This window comes from Enterococcus sp. DIV0876, from assembly GCF_050529585.1.
Classification (GTDB): Bacteria; Bacillota; Bacilli; order Lactobacillales; family Enterococcaceae; genus Enterococcus_D.
In genome coordinates, this window is record NZ_CP172882.1 from 1,925,822 (window position 1) to 1,948,404 (window position 22,583).

Annotated in this window: 18 protein-coding genes and 1 riboswitch; of the genes, 6 read left to right on the top strand and 12 right to left on the bottom strand. The window is 41.0% G+C overall.

What is annotated here, in order from left to right:
- Window positions 1-29: 29 nt before the first annotated feature.
- The 4 genes from IGI41_RS08975 to IGI41_RS08990 form a co-directional block, all read right to left on the bottom strand.
- Window positions 30-1,028: a competence protein CoiA gene (locus tag IGI41_RS08975; RefSeq protein ID WP_430609451.1), complete on the bottom strand. Its 999-nt coding sequence runs from the start codon at window positions 1,026-1,028 to the stop codon at window positions 30-32.
- A gap of 80 nt (window positions 1,029-1,108) precedes the next feature.
- Complete coding sequence (locus IGI41_RS08980) at window positions 1,109-1,759, bottom strand: adaptor protein MecA (RefSeq protein ID WP_430609452.1); 651 nt, start codon at window positions 1,757-1,759, stop codon at window positions 1,109-1,111.
- A gap of 149 nt (window positions 1,760-1,908) precedes the next feature.
- Entirely contained in the window at window positions 1,909-2,307 is a 399-nt protein-coding gene (gene spxA, locus IGI41_RS08985; RefSeq protein WP_054116607.1) for a transcriptional regulator SpxA, read from the bottom strand.
- Between the two features lie 661 nt (window positions 2,308-2,968).
- A complete protein-coding gene (locus IGI41_RS08990; RefSeq protein WP_430609453.1) occupies window positions 2,969-4,717 on the bottom strand; it encodes an ABC transporter ATP-binding protein in 1,749 nt (582 codons plus the stop codon).
- A gap of 244 nt (window positions 4,718-4,961) precedes the next feature.
- Here IGI41_RS08990 and IGI41_RS08995 point away from each other — a divergent pair, with 244 nt between their 5' ends.
- A complete protein-coding gene (locus tag IGI41_RS08995; protein ID WP_430609454.1) occupies window positions 4,962-5,696 on the top strand; it encodes an HAD family hydrolase in 735 nt (244 codons plus the stop codon).
- Window positions 5,697-5,733: 37 nt separating this feature from the next.
- On the opposite strand, the gene IGI41_RS09000 is transcribed toward IGI41_RS08995, so the two are convergent.
- From IGI41_RS09000 to IGI41_RS09010, 3 genes are read right to left on the bottom strand one after another with little or no spacing between them, the layout of a single operon-like run.
- The gene (locus IGI41_RS09000) at window positions 5,734-8,904 is read right to left on the bottom strand and encodes an SNF2 helicase associated domain-containing protein (RefSeq protein WP_430609455.1); all 3,171 of its coding nucleotides are present in this window, start codon (window positions 8,902-8,904) and stop codon (window positions 5,734-5,736) included.
- Between the two features lie 17 nt (window positions 8,905-8,921).
- Window positions 8,922-12,050, bottom strand: coding sequence for an AAA family ATPase (locus IGI41_RS09005; RefSeq protein ID WP_430609456.1), 3,129 nt, complete (start codon window positions 12,048-12,050; stop codon window positions 8,922-8,924).
- A complete protein-coding gene (locus IGI41_RS09010; RefSeq protein WP_430609457.1) occupies window positions 12,047-13,174 on the bottom strand; it encodes an exonuclease SbcCD subunit D in 1,128 nt (375 codons plus the stop codon). The genes IGI41_RS09005 and IGI41_RS09010 overlap by 4 nt, the downstream gene beginning before the upstream one ends.
- A 261-nt stretch (window positions 13,175-13,435) precedes the next feature.
- On the opposite strand from IGI41_RS09010, the gene anmK reads away from it, so the two are divergent.
- On the top strand, window positions 13,436-14,605 hold the full coding sequence (gene anmK, locus IGI41_RS09015; RefSeq protein ID WP_430609458.1) for an anhydro-N-acetylmuramic acid kinase AnmK: 1,170 nt from the start codon (window positions 13,436-13,438) through the stop codon (window positions 14,603-14,605).
- Window positions 14,606-14,617: 12 nt separating this feature from the next.
- On the top strand, window positions 14,618-15,913 hold the full coding sequence (locus tag IGI41_RS09020; protein WP_430609459.1) for a PTS sugar transporter subunit IIC: 1,296 nt from the start codon (window positions 14,618-14,620) through the stop codon (window positions 15,911-15,913).
- Between the two features lie 79 nt (window positions 15,914-15,992).
- On the opposite strand, the gene IGI41_RS09025 is transcribed toward IGI41_RS09020, so the two are convergent.
- Window positions 15,993-16,628, bottom strand: coding sequence for a lysophospholipid acyltransferase family protein (locus IGI41_RS09025; RefSeq protein WP_430609462.1), 636 nt, complete (start codon window positions 16,626-16,628; stop codon window positions 15,993-15,995).
- A gap of 280 nt (window positions 16,629-16,908) precedes the next feature.
- On the opposite strand from IGI41_RS09025, the gene IGI41_RS09030 reads away from it, so the two are divergent.
- Together IGI41_RS09030 and IGI41_RS09035 are read left to right on the top strand one after the other, a co-directional pair.
- Window positions 16,909-17,643: a tRNA1(Val) (adenine(37)-N6)-methyltransferase gene (locus IGI41_RS09030; protein ID WP_430609463.1), complete on the top strand. Its 735-nt coding sequence runs from the start codon at window positions 16,909-16,911 to the stop codon at window positions 17,641-17,643.
- Window positions 17,633-17,917, top strand: a complete 285-nt coding sequence (locus tag IGI41_RS09035) for a GIY-YIG nuclease family protein (protein ID WP_430609464.1) — start codon at window positions 17,633-17,635, stop codon at window positions 17,915-17,917. Before IGI41_RS09030 ends, IGI41_RS09035 begins: the two co-directional genes overlap by 11 nt.
- A gap of 68 nt (window positions 17,918-17,985) precedes the next feature.
- Here IGI41_RS09035 and IGI41_RS09040 read toward each other — a convergent pair whose 3' ends face one another.
- Window positions 17,986-18,672 (bottom strand): hypothetical protein, encoded by a 687-nt coding sequence (locus tag IGI41_RS09040; protein WP_430609465.1) that lies wholly within the window; start codon window positions 18,670-18,672, stop codon window positions 17,986-17,988.
- 135 nt (window positions 18,673-18,807) lie between these two features.
- Window positions 18,808-18,880: riboswitch (Fluoride riboswitch) on the top strand.
- An 84-nt stretch (window positions 18,881-18,964) separates the two neighbouring features.
- On the opposite strand from IGI41_RS09040, the gene IGI41_RS09045 reads away from it, so the two are divergent.
- Window positions 18,965-20,182: a chloride channel protein gene (locus tag IGI41_RS09045; protein WP_430609466.1), complete on the top strand. Its 1,218-nt coding sequence runs from the start codon at window positions 18,965-18,967 to the stop codon at window positions 20,180-20,182.
- A gap of 63 nt (window positions 20,183-20,245) precedes the next feature.
- Here IGI41_RS09045 and efp read toward each other — a convergent pair whose 3' ends face one another.
- The 3 genes from efp to IGI41_RS09060 form a co-directional block, all read right to left on the bottom strand.
- Complete coding sequence (efp, locus tag IGI41_RS09050) at window positions 20,246-20,806, bottom strand: elongation factor P (protein WP_430609467.1); 561 nt, start codon at window positions 20,804-20,806, stop codon at window positions 20,246-20,248.
- A gap of 73 nt (window positions 20,807-20,879) precedes the next feature.
- Window positions 20,880-21,839: a cation diffusion facilitator family transporter gene (locus tag IGI41_RS09055; protein ID WP_430609468.1), complete on the bottom strand. Its 960-nt coding sequence runs from the start codon at window positions 21,837-21,839 to the stop codon at window positions 20,880-20,882.
- Between the two features lie 75 nt (window positions 21,840-21,914).
- Complete coding sequence (locus IGI41_RS09060) at window positions 21,915-22,484, bottom strand: DUF2179 domain-containing protein (protein WP_430609469.1); 570 nt, start codon at window positions 22,482-22,484, stop codon at window positions 21,915-21,917.
- Window positions 22,485-22,583: the final 99 nt, after the last annotated feature.

A 22,583-nucleotide genomic window follows, 5' to 3' on the forward strand; every position in this document is an offset into this window, starting at 1 on the left:
ATCTTAACACACTTTTGGCGGGAACCAAATCATTGGTTTTGAAATTGAAAGATTTCTTCCAATTGTTGACATTCATGAAACAAAGCAAACAAGATTCTGGTCTGGTCTAGAAGTGGATAGGCCCACGACCAGTCAATCAATCGCAATTTGTCCAGCCAATGCGTAAAAGATTGTTTGGGATCCATGTGAAAACAAAAACGCATCACCAGCAATCGATGTTCAAACAAAAAGGCAAAGCGGCTGTCTTGATAACACCAAAACGGCAATCGTGCGACATGACCATGGAGAGAATAAAGAAGCGCTTGGATTTTCATGATGCATGGTGACTTTTTGATCAACTGCTGCAAGAGCCAACACTGATAGCCATTGGCTTGCCATAGTGGTTTTCTATTTTGATGGATAGGTTGCTGCTTGGTAATAGGTCTCAGTGTTGTTTTGTCAAACGGACTGCCTTCTGAAAACCAAATACAGTGAGAACCGACACCGTATTGATAATGCCAATGAATATCCGTATATTTGATCAGACACTGGCGCTCTGTATCGATTCCCCACAGACTAAAGCCGTTTTCATCATAAGTACAACTGGCTTTGGCAATCTCATGCCAGCGTTTTTTGGGTTGCAAGCGACTACCCAAGATCCACCATGGCTGATAACCTGCGCTCAGATACCCAGTTGTACGAGATAAAAAAGCCTTCATGGTGATCGGTGAACATTGTATCTCGATCACCTGTCTACAACACTTTAAATCGGGACGTTGATTTAACTCAGGCAAAAAACATTCGATTTGCACTGGCATTGGCTGGAACCAGTCGTATAAACAGGCTTTTGCTGCCAAATGCTCTTGTGTTTCTCCTTCGCTGAAGGTCCTGCAGCTGGCGTTGTTGCGGTGGGCAAAATGTGGTCTTCGAGAACGTCCGCCTTTCCATATCACTTGTTCTTGGCAACCCGGACAATAAAAGCTGTCTTTCTTGACTAAAACTGAATCAGCATGGCGTAACTGCTTATCCTGATCATATGCGTAAATCATGTCATCATCACCTCAACATCAAGTACGCAAAAAAACCGCCACATCTCAAAAGATGTAACGGTTGTCAAACACTGACACAATCATTCATTTTTGAAATAATAACGGGTCAATGATAAGGCATCATTTTCCATGATCAACTGACCATATTCAGAAAGTACTTCTGGGGTGACAGATGTCCGTTGTGCAAATTCCATGAAATAAGACAAGGCATTTTCCACTTCGATATCCGTGACTTCTGGGTCGGTAAACCGCAGTTCAATGAAGTATTGGTTGCCCATTTGATAGAGATTGGTCGCAACAGCATCTAAATAGACTTCCGATGCCAACTGTATCATATCTTCGAAATGAGCCAGCTCAAAAACAAATCGGGTACCGATTTCTTCTGTTTGCTCTGCTTCTTGTAATTGCGCTGCCACATGCTTCTTCAACATATCGGTAATATCTTCATGTTCGTTCTCTGACAAGTCATCGAAACTTTCCATGGCTTCTGGCGGAAGATTTTTACTGATAAACAATTCTAAGCCATCGCCTTTTGGCAAAACTTGAAACGTGACCGCTTCACTCCCCTTAAATTCTTCATCAATATCGACTTCTTCCAAAATACTATAAAAGAAGTTTTCAATTTCATTATGGTTGCCTAGAAGGTCAAGAAAAGTGATACCTCTCGCAGCTAAGTCTTCACTTTTGATCAATACACGAATGGTGTTCTCATTGATATGTTCCATTTCCATATTAGCTACACCTCACTTTTGCTACTACTATAGGTTCATTGTAGCGAAACCAGTTAAAAAGTAAAGAGAAAACGAATATTCGCTTAAGAAAATCGTAAATCTCTACAAAAAAACCCGTTCGGCTTAAGAACGGGTCAAAGATGTTGTTGTTATAATCCTGCCATTAACTGGGCATGACGAAGTTCTAGTTGACGAACATCTCTAGGTAAGAACCGGCGAATTTCATCTTCATTAAAACCTACTTGCAACCGTTTCTCATCGATCATGATCGGACGACGCAATAATCCTGGATTTTCTTGGACAAGGGTCAATAAATCTTTAAGCGGCAGGTCATCTAGATCCATATTCAACTTTTGGAAAACTTTAGATCTGGTGGAAATAATTTCTTCGGTACCGTCTTCTGTCATCTGTAAGATGGCTTTCAATTCAGAAATATTCAATGGTTCTGAAAAAATATTTCTTTCAACGAAAGGAATCTCATGCTCTTGTAACCACGCACGAGCTTTGCGACAAGACGTGCAACTTGGGGAAGTGTATAGTGTCAACAACGTGCATCTCTCCTTTTGAAAAAATATGTTGATCGCAAGTCCTGTTCCCTTGCTTGATTTCAATTATACAGAAGAATATAAAAAAAATCTAGTCTAAATCTCATATTTTTTAATAAAACTCGAAAGTTATATTAAAAGCGAAACCTTAAAAACAAAAGGTTTCTCTCAAAGTTCGAATCGATAAATGAGAGATTTCAAATTTTTTTTTAATATTACTTCTTTTATACAACAGTATGTCAAAGGTGTATCAAGCAAAGAATGCTTTGAATCATAATGCTTCTGAAATTAAGATACGTTTTTTAATTTTTTGCAAATAGTTTACAACTGTAATTTCTTTATCAGCGATATAATGCGCATTCCTCGCGGTTTTATTTTTAAGGTAAAAATCACAAAAAATGAAGCACAAATCACAAAAAACAGAAACAAAAAAAGTTTTTGTTATTTTTAAATTTGCTTGATTCTTTCATCTAGCGTAACAGATTACTTTTGTGATGCAAATCTATTTCTAATAAAAAGTAGTTTATCTCTTTTCATCCCCTTCATCATAAGGATCACTTATCATATTAAATAACAAGTTTGCAACAAAAAAACAGCTTATCTTAAAGGATAAGCTGCCTATAAACCGCAACACACAATTGTTGTTGCTTTGGCTAAGCATGTTTTACCTATTGATGACAGGTGAAGAATCAGACGAATTCCGAGCAAACTGCGCATCATACAATCGCCGATAATGTCCATTTAATGCCATCAAAGCGTCATGGGTCCCCTCTTCCAAGATTCCTTGATCACTGACAACGATAATTCTTGTGGCATGCTTGATCGTTGCCAGGCGATGAGCGATGATCAATGTTGTTCTGCCATCGGCTAAGGCATTCAAAGATTCTTGGATCACTTGTTCAGTTTCAGTATCTAGTGCCGACGTTGCTTCATCCAATATCAGAATCGGCGGATTCTTCAAAAACATTCTAGCGATCGCTACACGTTGTTTTTGGCCACCTGACAATTTGATTCCGCGTTCGCCGATAACTGTATCCAATCCATCACTCATTTGGTCAATCACTTGTCCTAGATGAGCCAACTTCACAGCTTGCATGATTTCAGCTTCGGAAGCATCCAATTTCCCATATGCGATATTTTCTCGAATCGTACCTGGAAATAAGAAAACATCTTGTTGGACAGTACCGATTTGCCCTCTTAAAGAGGCCAAGGTCATATCTTGGATATTGATTCCATCAATGGTGATCTCCCCTTCTGTAACCTCATAGAATCTAGGTAACAGATTGCATAGTGTGGTTTTCCCGGAACCACTCTGACCGACAAAAGCGACAGTTTCCCCTGCTGTGATCTGCAAATCAATGTGATTCAAGACCTTTGTTGCATCTGCATAGGCAAATGAAACATCATGATACTTGATATCACCCTTCAAATTGGTTACAGACACTGCATTAGGCTTATCTTGAATCGCTGGTTGTTTATCCAGTTCTTCGGTCAAGCGGCGAAAGCCAGCAATCCCCTTCGGATAACTTTCGATCATCGTATTGACTTTTTCGATTGGTCTAACAAAAACATTCGATAAGAGAATAAAACCGACAAACTCTCCATTGGTCAACTCACCTTGAATGACATAGTAGGCACCAAAAATCAGGGCAAACAGATTGATCAAGCGGATCAAAAAATAATTATATGCAGAACTAATGGCCATGATTTTATAGAAAGTGATTTTCGAGCGACGATAGATTTCGCTCAAGCCATCAAATCTTTTGTGTTCAAACGTTTCATTGGCAAATGATTGGGTCACACGAATACCACTGACAGACGCTTCTACGCCGGCATTGAATTCACCAAGATTATCATAGATCTCAGTATTGACTTTGGTCATTCTTTTGTTAAAAAAGACCAATGCGATGGTAATCAGTGGAATCAAAGCAAACGTTGCTACGGCTAATTGTACATGCATATTCAACATCAAAATAAAAGAACCAATCAATGTCATGATTGTAATAAAAACATCTTCTGGTCCATGGTGGGCAACTTCAGAGATTTCGAATAAATCTGTAGTTAAACGACTGATCAATTTCCCCGTCTTCTGATTGTCATAATACTCAAATGATTGCGTCTGCAAATGTCGAAACAACTCTTGACGCATATCAGTTTCAATATTGACCCCCAACTTGTGCCCATAAAAGACCACTATATATTGCAAAATCGTGTTTATGACATAAAAAAAGAATAAACCTAAACAAGCCAGCATGATCAAACGAAAATTATTTTGCGGCATGATTTTGTCGATCACTTGGTTGACCGCTACTGGAAAAACCAATTCTAACAAACCAGCAAAGACAGCGCATGTAAAATCCAATATAAACAGCGACCGATAGGGCCGATAATAACTAAAAAACCTTTTTAACACATTACCCCTCCTCCAATTCTTTCATTATAAAGAAGAATCAGTGAAAAGGCAAAATGAGAAAAGTCTGAAAATGGGTAAAATTCACCATTATTATGAAAGTCTATCACTCCGCGGTTTAGGTAAAATAGTAAAATAAACCTTTATTTAACAAGCTTTTACATCTTTTTTTCTCAAAAAAAATCATTTATGATAAAGACGAAAAACAAATGAAAATTTTCATTAACAATGAAAGGCGTGTCTTTTTTTGATTTCTAGTATACTCTTTGATGTCGATGATACTCTTTATGACCAGCAACAACCATTTCGACAAGCAATTATGACCTATTTCCCCGAGATCCCTTGCCAGCAGCTTACTTCCCTTTATTTGCGCTTTCGTGTGCATAGCGATGAACAATTTGGCAAAGTGTTAGCAAATGAATGGACCTTGGATTACTTCCGTCATTACCGATTAAGCACTTCTTTGACAGACCTCGGCTATGCTCCTGTCACTTTGAAAGAAAGCCAACATTTTCAAGCGATGTATGAAGAACAACTCGACGCGATCACTATCCATCCCGCTGTCAAAGATACATTAGATTACTTAGCTGGTTTGCCTATCCAAATAGGTATCATCACCAATGGACCTACAGTTCATCAACAAAAAAAATTAGATCAGTTAGAACTCACTCAGTGGATCAAACCAGAACACATGATGATCTCACAAGCAACTGGCTATCAAAAACCGGATATAGAAATCTTCCGATTGGCTGAATCAATGTTTGATTTAGACCCCGCAACCACGCTGTATATCGGAGATAACTTCGACAATGATGTGATCGGTGCCAAACGTGCCGGGTGGCAAGCATTGTGGCTGAATCATCGAGAACGCACAGCACCAGAGGGTCTCGCACTTCTGCCAGACATGACCATTGATTGTTTTGAAGACCTGACAGCAGCTATCACCACCCATTTGTCCGTACAAGAAATGCAGTATGCATAAAAAGCACGATGCCCCTCGGCATCGTGCTTTTTGCTGTTTACCCATAGGTCTCTTCACCAATACTCAAAATCAACCGAATATCTTCTTCGGTCATTTGCTGCAATTGCGTTTCATTTCCTTGGATCACTTTTTGGAATAGTTCGCGTTTTTCTTGTTGTAATGCGTCCATCCGTTCTTCGATCGTTCCTTCAGCGATCATTCGCCACACTTCGACCACGCGTTGTTGACCGATCCGATGTGCCCGGCCCGCTGCTTGTTCTTCAACGGCTGGGTTCCACCAAAGATCATACAAGATCACTGTATCAGCACCCGTCAAATTCAATCCGGTCCCTCCGGCTTTCAAGGAAATCAAGAAGACATCTTTTTCCCCGCTGTTAAAGGCATCTACCATAGCCAATCGCTCTTGTGGCGGTGTGCTGCCGCGTAAGTAAAATGTTTCAAAGCCTTCTTGCGCCAACTCTGTTTCAATCAAGGACAACATACTGGTAAATTGTGAAAACAATAATACCCGTCGGCCGTTTTCTTTGGCTGCTGTCAATAGGTCTTTGACCTGTTCTAATTTGCCGGAAGACCCTTGATAATCCTCCACAAACAATCTAGGATCACAACAAATTTGACGTAAGCGGGTCAAACCTGCCAAAATACTGATGCGATTTTTTCTGAAAGAAGCGGAATCCATCTGCGCGATTTCTTCCCGCATTTGCCGCAGATAGGCCAGATAAATTTTCTTTTGTTCTTCCGTCAAAACACTATAATAATTGGTTTCTAGTTTTTCTGGCAGATCATGCAGCACAGACTTTTTATCTCGCCGCAAAATGAACGGTTTGATCATTTTGGCGATCTCTTGGGTATCTAAGCTTTTGAATCCCTGCTTATTCGGGAAGAAGCCAGGCATAATCATCTGGAACAAGGACCACAATTCTTCAAGATTGTTCTCAATTGGGGTACCGCTCAATGCAAAACGTTGTGGTACTTGTAAAGAACGCAATGCTTGGGCCGTTTTGGTCGCACTGTTTTTCACCATTTGGGCTTCATCCAAAATTAAACAAGTCAGGTTCAATTCTTGATAAGCATCGATATCTTGCCGCAAACTGGCGTAAGAGGTGATACGCACGTCAGCCATTTCCAACAGTTGCGTTTCTCGTTCTTCTTTGCTGCCACTGATCACACAAGCCTTTAAGCTTGGTGCAAAACGTTTTAGTTCTTGCTGCCAATTGTACGTGAGGCTGGCAGGTGCAACGATCAATGCTGATAGTTTTTGGTTTTCTTCTTTTTCAGACAACAGGTAGCAAATGGTTTGTACAGTTTTCCCCAGCCCCATTTCATCTGCTAAAATCCCACCAAAATGATAATGACTCAACATTTTTAACCAACGAAATCCTGTTTCTTGGTAATGCCGAAGCTCGGCGTTCAGTCCTTTAGGCAGTGTTGCTTGAAAACCTTCAGGATGGATCAAATCTTCGGTCATTTGTTTGAATCCATCACTAAAATCAGCTTGCGCCGTAAATTGTTCTTGTAACATGAGGCCTTGATTCAAAGGTACTTGAATGGCGCCATCTTTGACTGCCATCGCCATCCGCAATTGCTGCAGCGCAGCACTCGCCTCTTGGAAAGCTTCTGACTCCAATGACAGCACCTGGCCACTTTCTGTTGTATAAAACTTGGCCGACTGCAACAAACTGCGCAAAACTGCATCGATCTCGTTTTCTGCGATCCCGCTGATATCAAATTTGATATCCAGCCACGAGCCGTTTTCTTCTATCGCGATTTGCGGGCGATGGTGTTGTGCATCGAGATATAGTTCACGTAATTTCTTGCCGATTCGTACGTCCCCTAGTTGGCGTAAAATCGGTACCTCTTTGGTAAAGAACGTATAAAGATGTTCTCCTGTGGGTAAGTCCTTTTGGCGATTCTTGCTGCTGGCATGATACCCTAATGTCTCCAAAACATGTTCAATTCGGGCTTCTTGTTTAAAATCTCGTAAAATTTCTGGATGACCCGCTGGTGTATGTTGATACTTAGGATCACTCGAAAAGACAACATCACCGTATGCAAAATCAACTTGCAGATCAATCTGTCCTTTGATTTTTCTCAGTGAAAAAACCACCCGTAATTCAGTTTCTTCTATCTCGGCACCAACAGCTTCATCAATCGTCACCGTTGCGATTTTGCGTAAATGCGGCAGTACTTTCATAAAGAGATTTGCCAATTCATCCTTAGGATAAGCAATAATCGGCACCTCAAATCGCTTGAACAATTGTTGCATCGTGACATAGATTTCTTTTTGTTCCGCTGTCAGCTCATAGAATTGACCATTCAAAAGCCCCCAACTATAGTGGTGAAGTAAATAATCAAAATCAGTTGTAAACCGCAAGACAAACATATCCCCGTCTTTTTCCACATGAAATCTCAATGGATTGCCGGTAGCAAATACGGCTTCTTTGACCTTATGGCTGCCAATCGTGATCATGCCAAAAACCGTATTCATTTGTTCCAATAATTCTTTGCCATATTCAACTGGCAACAACAAATACTTTTTGTCTAGCTTACCATTGACTTGGATCCCTGCTTGTCCGATCAGCTGCTGGGTCTGCGCGATACCAGCTAATCGCTGTAATAGAGCGAGATTTTTCTCGTCAAACGCATCATCAGTCAGCAAAAATTCGAATTGTTTATTGGCTGTATAACTTTTTTTCTCTTGATACATTTGCAAAAACTTATAAATGTTTTTGACAACATAATTTCTTGTAGTCCCGCGATACCCGATTTTCAACGAAATACCTAGTAAATCTAATTCTTGATGGTAGGGGTTGGTTGGTATCGTATCAACATGATACTCAATTTGAAGCGGTACGGTCTCCTCGTTTGCAGCAGTTAGTCTGGCAAACCCATTGGAGAACATTTCTGAAGGCGAAAACTGTTTTTTTACCGCTTGTTTTTCAGTGATCATCCGGGTTTTCCCATGTTTACGCAAGTACAATTCTACTGCAACCGTATGTTTGCAATAATGATGTTCTTCCCAATAGGGACATTGGCAGTAATCGACTTCTTTCGCAGTTGCATCTAGTGTCACCAAATATAATTCCGACCCTAAAACTTCTGCATGCCAAACATTTTTTTGGGCATCAGGTGTGACGGATAAGACACGATCTTCATTTAAATAGGTCCGCCCTCGTTCGATAACTTTCTCTGGTATGCTCCACTTCATTGTATCACCCGCCTTTCTTATTCTTTGATTCGAATACGGCTTTGTCCGCCGCCATTTGTTTCTACGAACACTTGTTGGGTGATTCGTGTTCTAAGTTCACGCACGTGGCTAATAATCCCAATCATGCGACCTTCACTTTCAATCATCTCTAAAGCCTCCATCGCCATTTCCAATGATTCTTCATCTAAAGAACCAAATCCTTCATCAATAAATAGTGCTTCGATTTCGATGCCGCCAGCCTTTGCTTGGATCACATCCGCTAGTGAAATGGCCAGTGCCAATGCGGCAATAAAACTTTCCCCACCGGAAAGGGTGTGGGCGCGCCGGACTTGTCCAGCATTGTCATCATAGATATTGATTTCCAGTCCCGTTGAACTGCGATAACTGCCTATTTTATCAGCCAATTCAAACTGATAACGTCCCCTTGTGAGACGTCCAAGACGTTCATTAGCGACGACCAATATTTCTGTCAAATAACGTTGCAATACGAAGCGTTCTAAGCTGGTTTTCTTGCTATTTTCCCCATTGATGGTTTCTGCCAACTGCTGCAATTGACTCAATTGATCTAATGCCTGCACATTTTGTGTGTAAAGCTTTTGAAGTTCTTGATAAATTTGTTGGTTGTTGCGCATTTTTTCTTGCTTTTGAATCACTTGTTCCTGCTGTTGCTCCAGTTCAGCTTGCAATTGCTGACAGCGATCAGCCAATTGATCACTATCAATTTCCTCCTCCTTGGCCAAACGTTGGTCAAGGGTCGACAAGCGTTGTTGTATGGCATACAGATCTTGTTGGTATTTGTTGATGTCACTTGAAAGTGTATCTTTTTCAGAAAGCGCTGAAAGCAGTTCTTGAAACTGATTCTCTGTGCAATCGGCCTCTTGAAGAAAAACTGTTACCGCCAGATCAGCCGCTTGTACTTCTTGTTGCTTTTCTTCTAGAAATCTTTGCAGATTCTCTACTTTTTCAGAATGAACGACCACACTTTTTTCAATTTCCGTTCCTTGCTGACTATCGGTGTCGATCTTAGCCGTATGTTCTTGAATCAAGGCTGTCAATTGCTGACGTTCTTTTTCTATCTGTTGGATCGAATAACCCGAAAGCTGCTCCATCAGTGTTGACAATTTTCCTTCAGCCATTTGTCTTTTTTGAACAGCTGCTGATTCTGCATCCAGCAAATGTTGTTTGTCGCTATTGAAGGATGCTTGCTGTTGGACAAAAGTCTGTAATTGTTGTTGCGCTTCTTGTACCGCCATTGTTTGTCTTTCATTGCGTGCCATGCGCTGTTTGAGATAAGCAGCAACCGTTTTTTCATTGAAGCTATCGTCTTCTTCAGGATCCATCAAAGCTTGAAGTGATTGATAGATTGACTGCCACGCATCCTCGTGTGCGTGTTGGCTTTCTTCAATTTCCGATAATAGGGCATCTAACTGTTGCTGACATTGCTGCAATCGCGTTTGATTGGCAGCCAACTGTTCTTTGGCTGTGGTCAGTTCATTTTGTGTGCGGACCAATTTTTGTTCACTTTCGATGATATCTTCGATCGTATACGTCGAATGTGTCTCCACAACGGGATGGTCCACAGCACCGCATACAGGGCAGGGTTCGTCTGGTTCAAGCAAGAGTTGTAAACGGGCAATTTGCATTTTAGCATTTTGACTTGTTTCCGTCTTCAATGATGCTTTCAACAAATCTATCTGCTTTTCTAAACGGGCTTGTTCCTTGATCAACGCAGTTTCTTGTTCTTTGAATGTCAGATAACTGTTATCGGCTTTCACCTGCTGCTCTTTGATTTGCTGCCATTTTTCCAGCAAGTTTTTGCTTTCCAGTAATTGGATTTTTTCAGATTGATAATCACCAGCTGCTGCAATCTGGGCAGTCAACTGTGCTTGTTGCGCTTCAAGACGTGTTTGCTCAGTTTCAAAGGATTGTCGTTTGACGCGCTGACGCTGTTCTTCTTTTTGCAAGTCAGTCAATTCTTGTTGTTGTCTTTGTGCTTGTTGGGCAATCGGCAATAATCCCTCAAACATGCGCTGTTTAGCCAGTGCTTTTTCTAATATTTCCTTGAGCTGATAAATGGCAGGTCGTTGCTCGTGCCATTTTTTTTGCTGCTGGTGAACAGCAGTCAATCTTTCTTGTGCCTCGCCTAACTGTATTTCAGCTGCTGCTTTCGCTGCTTTTTTTTCCATTCGCTGTTGCCAAATATGCTGTTGTTCTGCAGCCCAGCTTAAGGCTGCCAGTTTTTTCTTTTTTTGCTCAATCATTGCTGCAGATTCTTGCAAAGATCCTTGTTTTTTCAACAGGTCATGTTGTTCTTGACGTAAATTTTCCAGCTCTTTTGCTTGATAAAAACGAGCTTGTGCTTGCTTATAGGTTTGTTCGATATGTGTTTTTTGCGTGAGCAAAATCTCTATTGCATCATCTTGTTTGCTAAGATCCTTTGCCCATGCATCTAATGCTTCTGCAGTCGACAAAACTGGCTGCTCTTCCTGCCATTCGAAGCGATTCAGTAATTGGTCAGCTAAACTTTGCTGCTGGTCAAGGGTTTTGGTTTGTACCTTTTGCTGTCCTTTGAGCCATTCATTGAAGGATTGATACAGCTGTGTCCCAAAGAGATTTCGCAGCACCTTCTCCTTATCATTGCTGGTGGCAATCAAGAAGTTGCGAAATTCTCCTTGAGGAAGCATCATGATTTGGAAAAATTGCTTGGCATCCAGCTGCAATAACTCTTTGATAAACTGATCGACGTCGTTACGTTTCGTGAGTTGTTTCAATTCTTTACCTGATGGATCAAAAATCGTCAATTGAACTTTCGCGGCTTGGTTGGTGACCCCTTCCCCGCGTTTCTTAGCCAATACTTGCTCTGGTCGGCGAATGATCTCATAGCGCAACGATTGATGTTCGAATGTGAACGAAACACTTGTCTCTTCGATCGGTGAAGCAAACATCGAGCGCATTTCTTTGCCAGAACGCATATTGCCCGAGGTTTCCCCAAAAAGCGCAAAGGTCATGCCATCAAAAATCGTGGTTTTCCCAGCCCCAGTCTTACCACTGATCAAAAAAAGGCCAGATATTGCCACTTGATCAAAATCCAATGACTCTTCAATAAAAGGGCCGAAATTATTCATTGTGAGTTTTTTTGGCTTCATTGATCCACCCTCTTTTCTGTGGTCAAAACTTCTGATAATCCTTGATCGATCCACCGTTGCTGGGTATCCATCAACTGGTCTCCGGTCATTTCACGAAAAAATTGTTGGATCAACGTTTGTGGATCGTTGTCTTTCAGTGTCAATCGTTCTTTTTGCTCTTGTTCGCGTCCATTGATTCGTTCAACTGCTAAAATCGTTGGATAGATTTTTCGCAGCTGGTTCATCATATTGGGAATAACGGCTCGATCCGTCAATGAAAAATGCCAAAAAGCGCTACGATCCAGTGTCGTGTAAAAAGCAGGATCCGTCAGCTCAGCAAAAGACGCTTCTATGGAGTAAATATCTCTTTTGGGTTTTAATGGGGTGAAATCACATGTATCTGCCACCGTGTCGATCACATAGACACCTTTTTCATCTTGCCATTCTGAAAGAGAATATTTAAGGGGAGATCCGCTATATTTGATTTGCGGATGCTTTAGGGCATGCTTACTGTGTAAGTGACCCAGTAAGACCCGATCAAACGGTTCAAAAGCATCTAAAGGTACACTATCTAGTCCGCCAACCTGGATTTTAATTTCCGAATCTGTTTGACTTGAACCCGCCGCAAAGAAATGGGTGACCAAGATCTGTTTTTTGGTCTGGTCAAACTGCCTTTTCATTTCATCGATCACCCGTAACATTCCTTGGGCGATCGTTGTGATCGGTTCATCAAAGAATAGACGTGCCTCAATGGGTTCAAAATAAGGCAGCAGAAAGAATTGTGTATCAGAAATAGTCACTGGCTGTAAACTATCTGCAATCGATGTTGCCAGATGAAACTGGGTTCCGGTAAACCATTGTTTGCCGGTTTCTAACCGAATGGGACTGTCATGATTGCCAGAAATCGCGAGTAATGGTAGTTTGTGCGTCAAGTTGATCTCCGCGATTTTCTCATTTAACAGTTTGACCGCTTCCACTGCCGGCACTGATCGATCATAGAGATCGCCAGCAATCACAATCGCCGTGACTTTTTCTGTACGCGCAATCTCGATGATTTGATCGACGATATGGCGTTGATCATCAATCAAATCGTATCCATGTAGTTTTTTCCCGATATGCCAATCGGCTGTATGTAAAATTCGCATGTGTCCACACCTTCTTAAAAATATCCTTCCCATCATTATACCACTTTAGGGACTTCTTATATATATAACACAAGACGAAAATCCCATATTTCCAATCTCACTTGTTTTGGCGCATCGTTGTGCGCTTCTGACATCTCAATGGTGAAACTATTTTTCAAAACAAAAATATTAACTTGAAATATAATTACACATCCATTACAATAAATGTGAAATCGGATTCATACACTGGTTTCAAAATTTTTTGAAGAAAGGAGGACGCTCATGCGTGGGATTGGATTAATGTCCGGTACAAGTTTAGATGGCATCGATGCTGCACTTGTTGAAATAAATGGTAGCGGTTTAACATCAAATGTCACATTGCTCGACATGGTCACAGTGCCTTTAGACGCTGCGTTAAAAGATCAAATCAAGTTGGCTTGCGATCCTGTAAAATCAAACGTGCCATTGATTTGTCAACTGAATGTTCGTTTGGGCCATGCATTCTTGGCTGCTTGCCGCAGGCTTTGTGAAGAAGCCAATGTATCTGTCGACTCAATCGATTTCGTAGCAAGTCACGGACAAACGATTTGGCATGCCCCATCTGACGATCCATTGACCAACAGCACTTTACAAATTGGTGAACCATCGATTATTGCCTACGGACTCAAAACAACGGTCATTGCAGATTTTCGGGTCATGGATATGGCCGCTGGCGGCCAAGGCGCACCTTTGGTTCCATTTACCGAATATTTGTTGTATCAATCACAGCACAAGCACCGCCTACTGCAAAATATAGGTGGGATCGGCAACGTGACTGTTTTACCAAAAGCTGGTGATTTTAAAGACTTATTCGCTTTTGATACAGGCCCTGGCAATATGATCATTGATGAAATGATGACCAGTCTTTTTGACCAACCTTATGATGCATATGGGCGAACCGCTGAAAGGGGAAAGATTATTCCAAAGCTCCAACAAGAATTAAGAAATCATCCATTTTTAACATTCTCCCCGCCTAAGAGTACCGGTCGCGAAGTATATGGCAAACAGTTCACACAACGTTTGTTAGCCGATTATGCAAATGAAAAAGCAGAAGATTTGATTGCCACTGTAACTGATTTTACTGCCTATTCAATCACGGATAGTTACCGAAAGTTTGTCTTTCCAGCGATTGGGTTGTCTGATATCGAGATTATTTTATCCGGTGGCGGCGCCCATAACCAATCATTGATCCGCATGATCAAAGACTATTTGCCTCAGGGTCTAACGGTCCAAACACAATCTGAAGTCGGTGGCTCAAACGACGCCAAAGAAGCCATCGCTTTTGCCATTCTAGGCAACGAGACATTGCATGGCCATATGAATAACGCGCCTGCAGCCACGGGGGCATCACAAGGTGTCATATTAGGTAAAATCATTCCCAATCCTTGGGAACACAAATCATACTACATTTAGGAGGTTGACTATATGTTAGACAAATTTACACAGTTTATCGAACAACATTTAGCAGGACCCATGGAATTTCTTGGCAATCAACGCCACTTACGGGCAGTCCGAGATGGGATCGTTTCTACGCTGCCATTGATTATTGTGAGTTCCTTCTTCATGATTTTGGCTTTTCCGCCATTGCCGCAAGACTGGGGAATCTACCAATTCTTATCGAGTAATGCCACTACGATTTTATTGCCGTACCGCATGACCATGTATATTATGAGTTTGTATGCTGCCTTCGGGATTGGTTATAGCTTATCCCGTTCTTATAAACTCGATGGCTTATCCGGAGGAATCTTAGCAACGACTGCCTTTTTATTGACGTTTACTCCAGTCAATATTCCTGCAGAAGCCTTAGAAGCAGCTGGAACTGCTGGTTTTGTATTGCCAATGGCGAACTTGGGCAGTGCCGGAATGTTCGTGGCGATCATTACCTCGATTTTGGCTGTTGAAATCTATCGCATCACGGATCGTTCCAAGTTCAAAATAACGATGCCTGCCCAAGTACCGCCAGCGGTGGCTCGCTCTTTCGAAGCACTTACACCGACTTTGGTCATCATTTTGGGTATGGGGGCAATCACCTATTACATTGGTTTTGATTGGCATACGATCGTGGCAAAAGTCGTTGATCCATTGGTTAGTGCAGCTGATAGTCTCCCTAGTGTTCTATTGATCACTTTCTTGACAACTTTCTTCTGGTCATTTGGGATCCATGGTGCATCGATCGTCGGTTCATTGGCACGGCCACTTTGGCTGCAGCTTTTAGAAGGAAACACCACTGCAATGGCTTCAGGAGATATCATTCCAAATATTGCAGCGGAACCATTTTATCAATGGTTTATCTGGATCGGCGGGGCAGGGTCTACGATTGGATTAGCCATTTTGCTTGCTTTTCGCACGAAATCAGAGTTTGGCTCCAAATTAGGAAAAACGGCTTTATTGCCAGCAATTTTCAACATCAATGAACCTTTGATTTTTGGTACCCCAATTGTGTTGAATCCCATTTTGATTCCACCATTCATCATTGCCCCATTAGTAAACGGGATCATTGCTTGGATAGCAACCTCTGTCGGTTTGGTCAATAAAGTGACCGTCAATGCGCCTTGGACATTGCCTGGGCCAATTGGTGCCTTTTTGGCCACAGGTGGTGATTGGCGCGCAATCGTCTTAAACATTTTATTGATTGTTTTATCTGTTTTTATCTATTATCCTTTCGTTAAAATTTATGACAAAAATGAACTAGAAAAAGAGCATCAACCAGTGACAGAATAAGTGCACCACTTAAAAAGGTGCTATAAACAAATCATAAATAAATGAAAAAGACCATTCCGCGGAATGGTCTTTTTTAGGATCAGTCTTCTCTTTTGGCTTCATCGATTTTATAAACAAATGTTGGATCGATTTCTTGATCCAATTGATTGAAGGCACTTTGGATGCGACGCTCCACTTCCGCCAACCCTTCTTTATCCATTTTTTTGATATCACTAATATCGATCGGTTCACCGAAACGAACCGTGACGCGCTTGCGTTTGAATAAATCTTTCAAGGTCAAAGGTCCTTGATAGACCGAAGGAACGATTCGGACTTTTGCCATTTTGGCAATCAAAGACATGCCCCCTTTTAATGCAGTCGCATGTCGGGTACCACTAGGGAACATGATCAAACTTAAATCGGTATCTTTTAGGATTTTTACAGGTGTTTTCACGGCACTAGGTCCTGGTTTATCTCTTTTGACGGGAAAGGCATTGGCATGAATCAAGATAAACCGCAAAACCGGATTCTTAAACAATTCTTCTTTGGCCATAAAACTGAATTTTTTGGGTCTAGCTGCCACTGCCAAATACAATGGATCCCACCACGTTCGATGGGGTGCAACCAATATATAATTTTCGTTATCGGGTAATACTTCTTTATTTTGATAGCGGGCATTGCCATTGACCAGAAAAAGAATGATCCGTACTATACCACGCATAAAACTAAAAAACATATTCATTGTCCTTTCTTTCTTCCTCTTATCAGTATCCTAAAAAAACGTAAAAATGACAAGCCTTTTTTCTTTTCTTCACAAAACAATCACACGCATTTTCGCAGATGCAAGAAGCATCTTCCCATCTAGTAACCATTATCGGAATTTGCTATAATGAGAACGCAAAGCTGACAGAGCTTTATGAAAGTGCACCTATCAGCTACTTTGATCTGCTTTATGATAAAAGGCTCATTCACTACCGGCCTTTTTACTGAATCAACTATAGAACAGGAGTCTTATCATGTTACAACCCAACGAACGGATTGATCAATTATACGCTGACGATATCCAAATCATCCAAAGTCGTGATGTTTTTTCTTTTTCTTTAGATGCTGTTTTACTGGCAAATTTTCCCACTATTCCTAAGCGTGGCCTAATTGTCGATCTATGTGCAGGAAATGGTGCAGTTGGCCTTTTTTTAAGCCGAAAAACCAGCGCCAAAATCATTCAAATCGAATTACAAGCCCGTTTAGCCGACATGGCCAAAAGAAGCATTATCTTAAATCAACTAGAAGAACAAATCACGGTTTATCCAATTGATCTAAAAAATATGTTCGAAAAAATCAAACCTGATTCCGTCGATCTGTTGGTATGTAATCCTCCCTATTTTAAAAATCTGCCAAAAGCGGTCAAAAACCCCAATCCCTATTTAGCCATTGCCCGCCATGAGGTCACGACTGATTTGGAGGAAGTTGTTGCTACAGCAAGCAAAGCCCTAAAAATGAATGGCCGTTTTGCTATGGTGCATCGCCCGGATCGTTTTTTGGAGATTCTCGATTGTATGCGGCAACACCGCATCGCTCCTAAACGGGTACGATTTGTTTATCCAAAAGCTGGTAAAGAAGCCAATATTTTATTGATTGAGGGCATCAAAGATGGCAAAGCAGACGGCTTTAAAATCGATCCGCCTCTGATCACCTACGATGAGCAAGGGCATTACTTGGCGGAAGTTAGCGGGATGTTGTATGGCAGCTGACCAACATTATTTTTATGTACTGCGCTGTCACGATCAAACTTTCTATGGCGGGTATACAACAGACTTGATACGACGAGAAAACGAACACAATCAAGGGATCGGCGCCAAGTATACCCGTCCGGCTAGTCGACGTCCCTTGCAGATGATTCACGCTGAAGCTTTCTCAACCAGAAGCGAAGCCACCAAAGCCGAAGCAGCCTTCAAAAAATTACCAAGAAAAGAGAAAGAATGCTATCTGATACAATATCAAGAACGAAATGTTCTGCCTCATTGATTCTCTACATCAAAAAAGGGGTTGTGTGCCCGCATAGCGTATCACAGCCCCTTCTCACTATTTAGACATCATTTGTCTTTCGGTAACGCCCATACCGACTGCCCTTTGCCAAATTCTTGCGGTTTCACTGAATCAATGGGTTCAAAAACCATATGTGCTTGGGATTCAGGAATCTGAATCTCTTCAAGGTACTGATTGGTTTCTGTTAAAAAGCCAATTTTTTCGTATGAAGGGTCTATTAAATGGTATTGAATTCCCTTCAACGCGGCAGTCTCCCCCTCCACAAAGGTCGGTGACATCCGGGCATAATAAACTTGTCCACCGATTTTAAAATACACCGAATCATGGGCCAAACCCAAAAAGGTAATCGCTTGCGATACGGGTTCTGCCTGATAGATTCCCCATGCATCGATTGTTTCATCCATCTGGATTCGTTGATACACCGACATTGTATCACGATCATAATATTTGTAACCGCCAAAGCGCTTTTCACGATCACGAATACTTGGTGTCACTTGTCCATTCAGCTCTTTAAATGAATGAAATAGATGATCTCCTATCAAAAACCCCACTCCGCATATAAGGATCAATCCAACGAGGACTGCGATTGCCTTAGGATGGCGATTCTCCTGATACAAAAGTAAGATCATTAAACCCAAGACTGCGATCAATCCGAATACGATCAGTATCGGAACCAATGTATAGTAAAAAAATTCACTTTGCTGCCACAACTCCGCGCTAATCATGCCAATCATCTCGCGCCTCCATCTTTTCAATCTTTTAATAGTATAATTTTACCATATGTAAACAAACAACATAACCATTATTCTCATGCGTTTACCGATATGTCTGCACTATTGACAATCGTATAAATATAATAGATAATAATGGACAATAAAGGAAATGAATGTCTTCCTCAGTAATAACTGAAACCGCAATTATGCTAATGACTTCTACCACTGATTTTTTGGTGTGTAGAAGTCATTATTTTTATGTAAAGAGAGATCGTGTAAAAAAAGAATCATTTGATGAAGGGTTTGACAAATAATGAATAAACAAAGGTTACAGTATCAAGAATTTTTGATGTTGGCTGGTGTCAGCGTCTGTATTGGTGTGATTGCCGGCTTGCTGGATGCTTTCTTTGGAGAAATCTTGCTTTTTCTCACCGCATTTAGAATGACACACTTTTTATATTTGATTCCTTTCTTACCGTTTGCCGGTCTGCTATTTGTGTATTTTTTTCAAATATATGGCAAAAAAAGTACCCAAGGCATGAACTTGGTCTTTCTAGTCGGCCATAAAAAAGAATCTGAGATCCCACTAAGAATGATTCCATTCGTGATGATCGGTACTTGGATCACCCATTTATTTGGGGGGAGTGTGGGCCGTGAAGGGGTAGCTGTACAATTAGGGGCAACGATCGCGAATCGACTTGGTGCTTGGCTCAAACTGGAAAAATACAATCAAACATTGATTATCATCGGTATGGGGGCTGGATTTGCCGGATTATTTGAGACACCCCTCGCCGCGACCTTTTTTGCATTAGAAGTATTGGTTGTGAGTACATTGTTTCATCATGCCCTCTTACCCACATTACTTGCAGCATTTACAGCTAGTGCAGTCTCTAAATGGGCTGGTTTGGAAAAATTCAGTGTACCACTGGCTGGGACTTTTGATGTGACAGTATCTGTATTCTTTAAACTACTGCTCTTAGGATTGCTATTCGGTTTAACCGGTGCTGCCTTTGCTTTCTTCTTGTCTCACTTAAAAAAATGGATACAACAAAAATGCCCCAATGCCTTGAAACGGATCTTTTTCGGTAGTGTTTTGCTGGCAGCCTGCTTGGTGCTCTTCTATCAAGGCAGATATGCAGGTCTTGGTACCAATCTTATCTCAGCCGCCTTTGCCCATCAACCCATATACAGCTATGATTGGTTATTCAAAATGCTGTTGACTGTTCTTACGATCAGTATCGGTTTTCTTGGTGGTGAAGTGACCCCTTTATTTGCCATCGGCACTACATTAGGCGCGCTTTTAGCACCTATGTTCGGATTGCCAGTGGAACTAGTTGCCGCTTTAGGCTATGCAAGTGTCTTTGGCAGTGCCACCAATACAGTGTTGGCGCCTATTTTTATCGGCGGAGAAGTGTTTGGTTTTCAAACGATTCCTTATTTTGCGATTGTTTGTTCTGTCGCTTATTTTTGCAGCGGATCAAATAGCATCTATGCCTTGCAAAAAAACAACGATTTACGCTATCCCAAATAAAAGGACGACACAACAAAAAAAGCGATGAAAAAACAGCAGCTGTTTTTCATCGCTTTTACTCATTTATTTTGCACGTTTGATATACGTACCTTCAGCAGTGTTGATTTCTAACAATTCGCCTTCTTCAACAAAGTCAGGTACATTGACGACCAAGCCCGTTTCCATAGTAGCGGGTTTGCCAGAACCAGTAACAGTTGCACCTTTGATCGATGGTTGTGTTTCAACAACTTTCAAGACAACCGTTGTTGGCAATTGAACACCAATGACTTCGGTACCGAAGAATTGGATTTTTACTTCCATGTTTTCAAGAATATATTTCATTTCTTCTTCAACAACTTCAACAGGAATTTCGTATTGTTCATATGTTTCTAAATCCATGAAAAAGGCTGTATCGTCCATTGTATACAAATATTGCACTGCGTTGGTATCGATATGGGCTTTCTCAAATTTTTCTTCTGGACGGAATGTCGTATCGTAAGTTGAGCCTGAACGTACATCTCTTAATTTCATACGCATCACTGTATTGCCCTTACCTGGTTTGTGGTGACTTGCATCTAATACTTTGATTAATTTGCCGTCTTGGACAAATGTCATCCCTGCTTTTAAATCACTTGCATTGATCATAAATTGATTTCTCCTTCACTCTGTGATAATCCTTGTCTATTGTATCAAATAAATGCGCAGTATTCTAGCTAAATCATTCTTTTGGACGGACAAGTTGGCGACGTTTTTCCATATAATGAGGGTCATATTCATCTGTTTCGATATAAATGTAGACTTTTTTGTCAGCCATTTGGTGTCGGATCTCCGCTTCGATCTCATTGATGATCGTATAGCCGATGTCTTCTTGTTTGGCAGAAATATCGACCTTTGCCGCAATCAAGATTTCGGCCGGGCCTAAATGAACCGTTTTGACATCGATCAAACGATCGACATCTGGTCGTTCAAAGGCTTTTTTGATGACAGCCAAATCACGTTTCGTCACACTTTCACCAATCAATAAACTATAAAACTCTCTTGCCAAAAAGATGGCAGCCACCATTAATAATAACCCAATCAATAATCCGCTGAATGCATCGAAAAAGGCATTGCCAGTGATCATCGTCAACAATGTACCAACTAAAGCAATCACTAACCCTAGAATCGCACAAAAATCTTCTGTAAAAATAATCAAGATTTCGCTATGGCGGCTTTCTTTTAAGAAGCGGTAGATTGGTTGTTTATCGACATTCAATTCACGGATTTCTTTGATAGCGATCCAGAGGGAACTGCCTTCAACAACCATCCCAAATAATAAAATCGCAATGATCAACCATGTATTGCCAACTTCATGGGCAGGGTGCAGCAGCTTTTCTACCGCTTCCATCACACCAAGGGCACCACCACCAAAGAATAACATCATCGCAACGATGGTACTAAAGAAATACTTTGCTCTTCCTTCCCCAAACTGATGGAGCTCACTTTGTCCTTTGGTTGATCGTTTGTCTCCAATCAACAGAAAGATCTGATTGCTGCAATCCACCACGCTATGGATGCTTTCATTCAGCATCGCGGCACTGCCACTTAAGGCATAACCAACAAATTTGCTGATGGCAACCAATATGTTAGACACGAGTGCGGCAAAGACCGCCATCATCCCATTGGCTTGTTTTTCCATATTTAACGCATCCTCTCAATGATAAAAATACTTACCTATTATACTGCTGTAATGCATATTTGAACATCGTTTACTTTAATTATTGTTGTTTTTTTTATTTATTTTATGTTCTCGTCGACTAATTTTTTTGGTCCAAAATCCACCAGAGATGTATTTAGGCTCATAACTGATAATGAATGCTCGTTCTTCGATAGATTTGATTGTTTGGTATAGTTTCTTTTCGCTTTTTCTTTGTGATAAGATCTCCAAAATCAACCGTGGTCCTTCCAATCCTTCTCCATAACTTTGGGTGACCCCATAGCCTTCTTGTCTTAGGATCTTTGGGAGGCTCTTTTCTTCATCGGTATTACTCGGCAATATAACTGTGACCATTGTATAACCCAGTGCCAGTTTGTCTTCGATTTTGATGCCGATACTGACACCAGCTGCATAGCCTAAGGCATAAAACAGTAAATTCAGCGGGTTGTCTAAACGGTCTAAAACCAAAGACAAACCCAAAATATAAATCGTGATCTCAACCATACTGACAAGTGGTGCAATCACACGATACCCTTTCATCGTTAATAAGAAACGTAATGTATTTAATGTTACATAGGCTAGATTGATAAAGAAAATCATCGCCAACATTTGTAGATCAATTTGCATGAGAATCCCTCCTGTATTAAGCATATCAAAAGGAAGTCAAATGTGAAAATAATTGAGCAGTGAGACATTTTTTTCAAAGCTTGATCCATCACACGAAAA

Bases quoted from the DNA above. Each gene is read 5' to 3' on its own strand.
- anmK (WP_430609458.1), top strand. From the start codon at position 13,436: ATGCGTGGGATTGGATTAATGTCCGGTACAAGTTTAGATGGCATCGAT.
- IGI41_RS08975 (WP_430609451.1), bottom strand. From the start codon at position 1,028: ATGATTTACGCATATGATCAGGATAAGCAGTTACGCCATGCTGATTCA.
- IGI41_RS09035 (WP_430609464.1), top strand. From the start codon at position 17,633: ATGGCAGCTGACCAACATTATTTTTATGTACTGCGCTGTCACGATCAA.
- IGI41_RS09000 (WP_430609455.1), bottom strand. From the start codon at position 8,904: ATGAAGTGGAGCATACCAGAGAAAGTTATCGAACGAGGGCGGACCTAT.
- IGI41_RS09010 (WP_430609457.1), bottom strand. From the start codon at position 13,174: ATGCGAATTTTACATACAGCCGATTGGCATATCGGGAAAAAACTACAT.
- IGI41_RS09020 (WP_430609459.1), top strand. From the start codon at position 14,618: ATGTTAGACAAATTTACACAGTTTATCGAACAACATTTAGCAGGACCC.
- efp (WP_430609467.1), bottom strand. From the start codon at position 20,806: ATGATCAATGCAAGTGATTTAAAAGCAGGGATGACATTTGTCCAAGAC.
- IGI41_RS09005 (WP_430609456.1), bottom strand. From the start codon at position 12,050: ATGAAGCCAAAAAAACTCACAATGAATAATTTCGGCCCTTTTATTGAA.
- IGI41_RS08980 (WP_430609452.1), bottom strand. From the start codon at position 1,759: ATGGAAATGGAACATATCAATGAGAACACCATTCGTGTATTGATCAAA.
- IGI41_RS09030 (WP_430609463.1), top strand. From the start codon at position 16,909: ATGTTACAACCCAACGAACGGATTGATCAATTATACGCTGACGATATC.
- IGI41_RS09025 (WP_430609462.1), bottom strand. From the start codon at position 16,628: ATGTTTTTTAGTTTTATGCGTGGTATAGTACGGATCATTCTTTTTCTG.
- IGI41_RS09045 (WP_430609466.1), top strand. From the start codon at position 18,965: ATGAATAAACAAAGGTTACAGTATCAAGAATTTTTGATGTTGGCTGGT.
- IGI41_RS09055 (WP_430609468.1), bottom strand. From the start codon at position 21,839: ATGGAAAAACAAGCCAATGGGATGATGGCGGTCTTTGCCGCACTCGTG.
- IGI41_RS09060 (WP_430609469.1), bottom strand. From the start codon at position 22,484: ATGCAAATTGATCTACAAATGTTGGCGATGATTTTCTTTATCAATCTA.
- IGI41_RS09040 (WP_430609465.1), bottom strand. From the start codon at position 18,672: ATGATTGGCATGATTAGCGCGGAGTTGTGGCAGCAAAGTGAATTTTTT.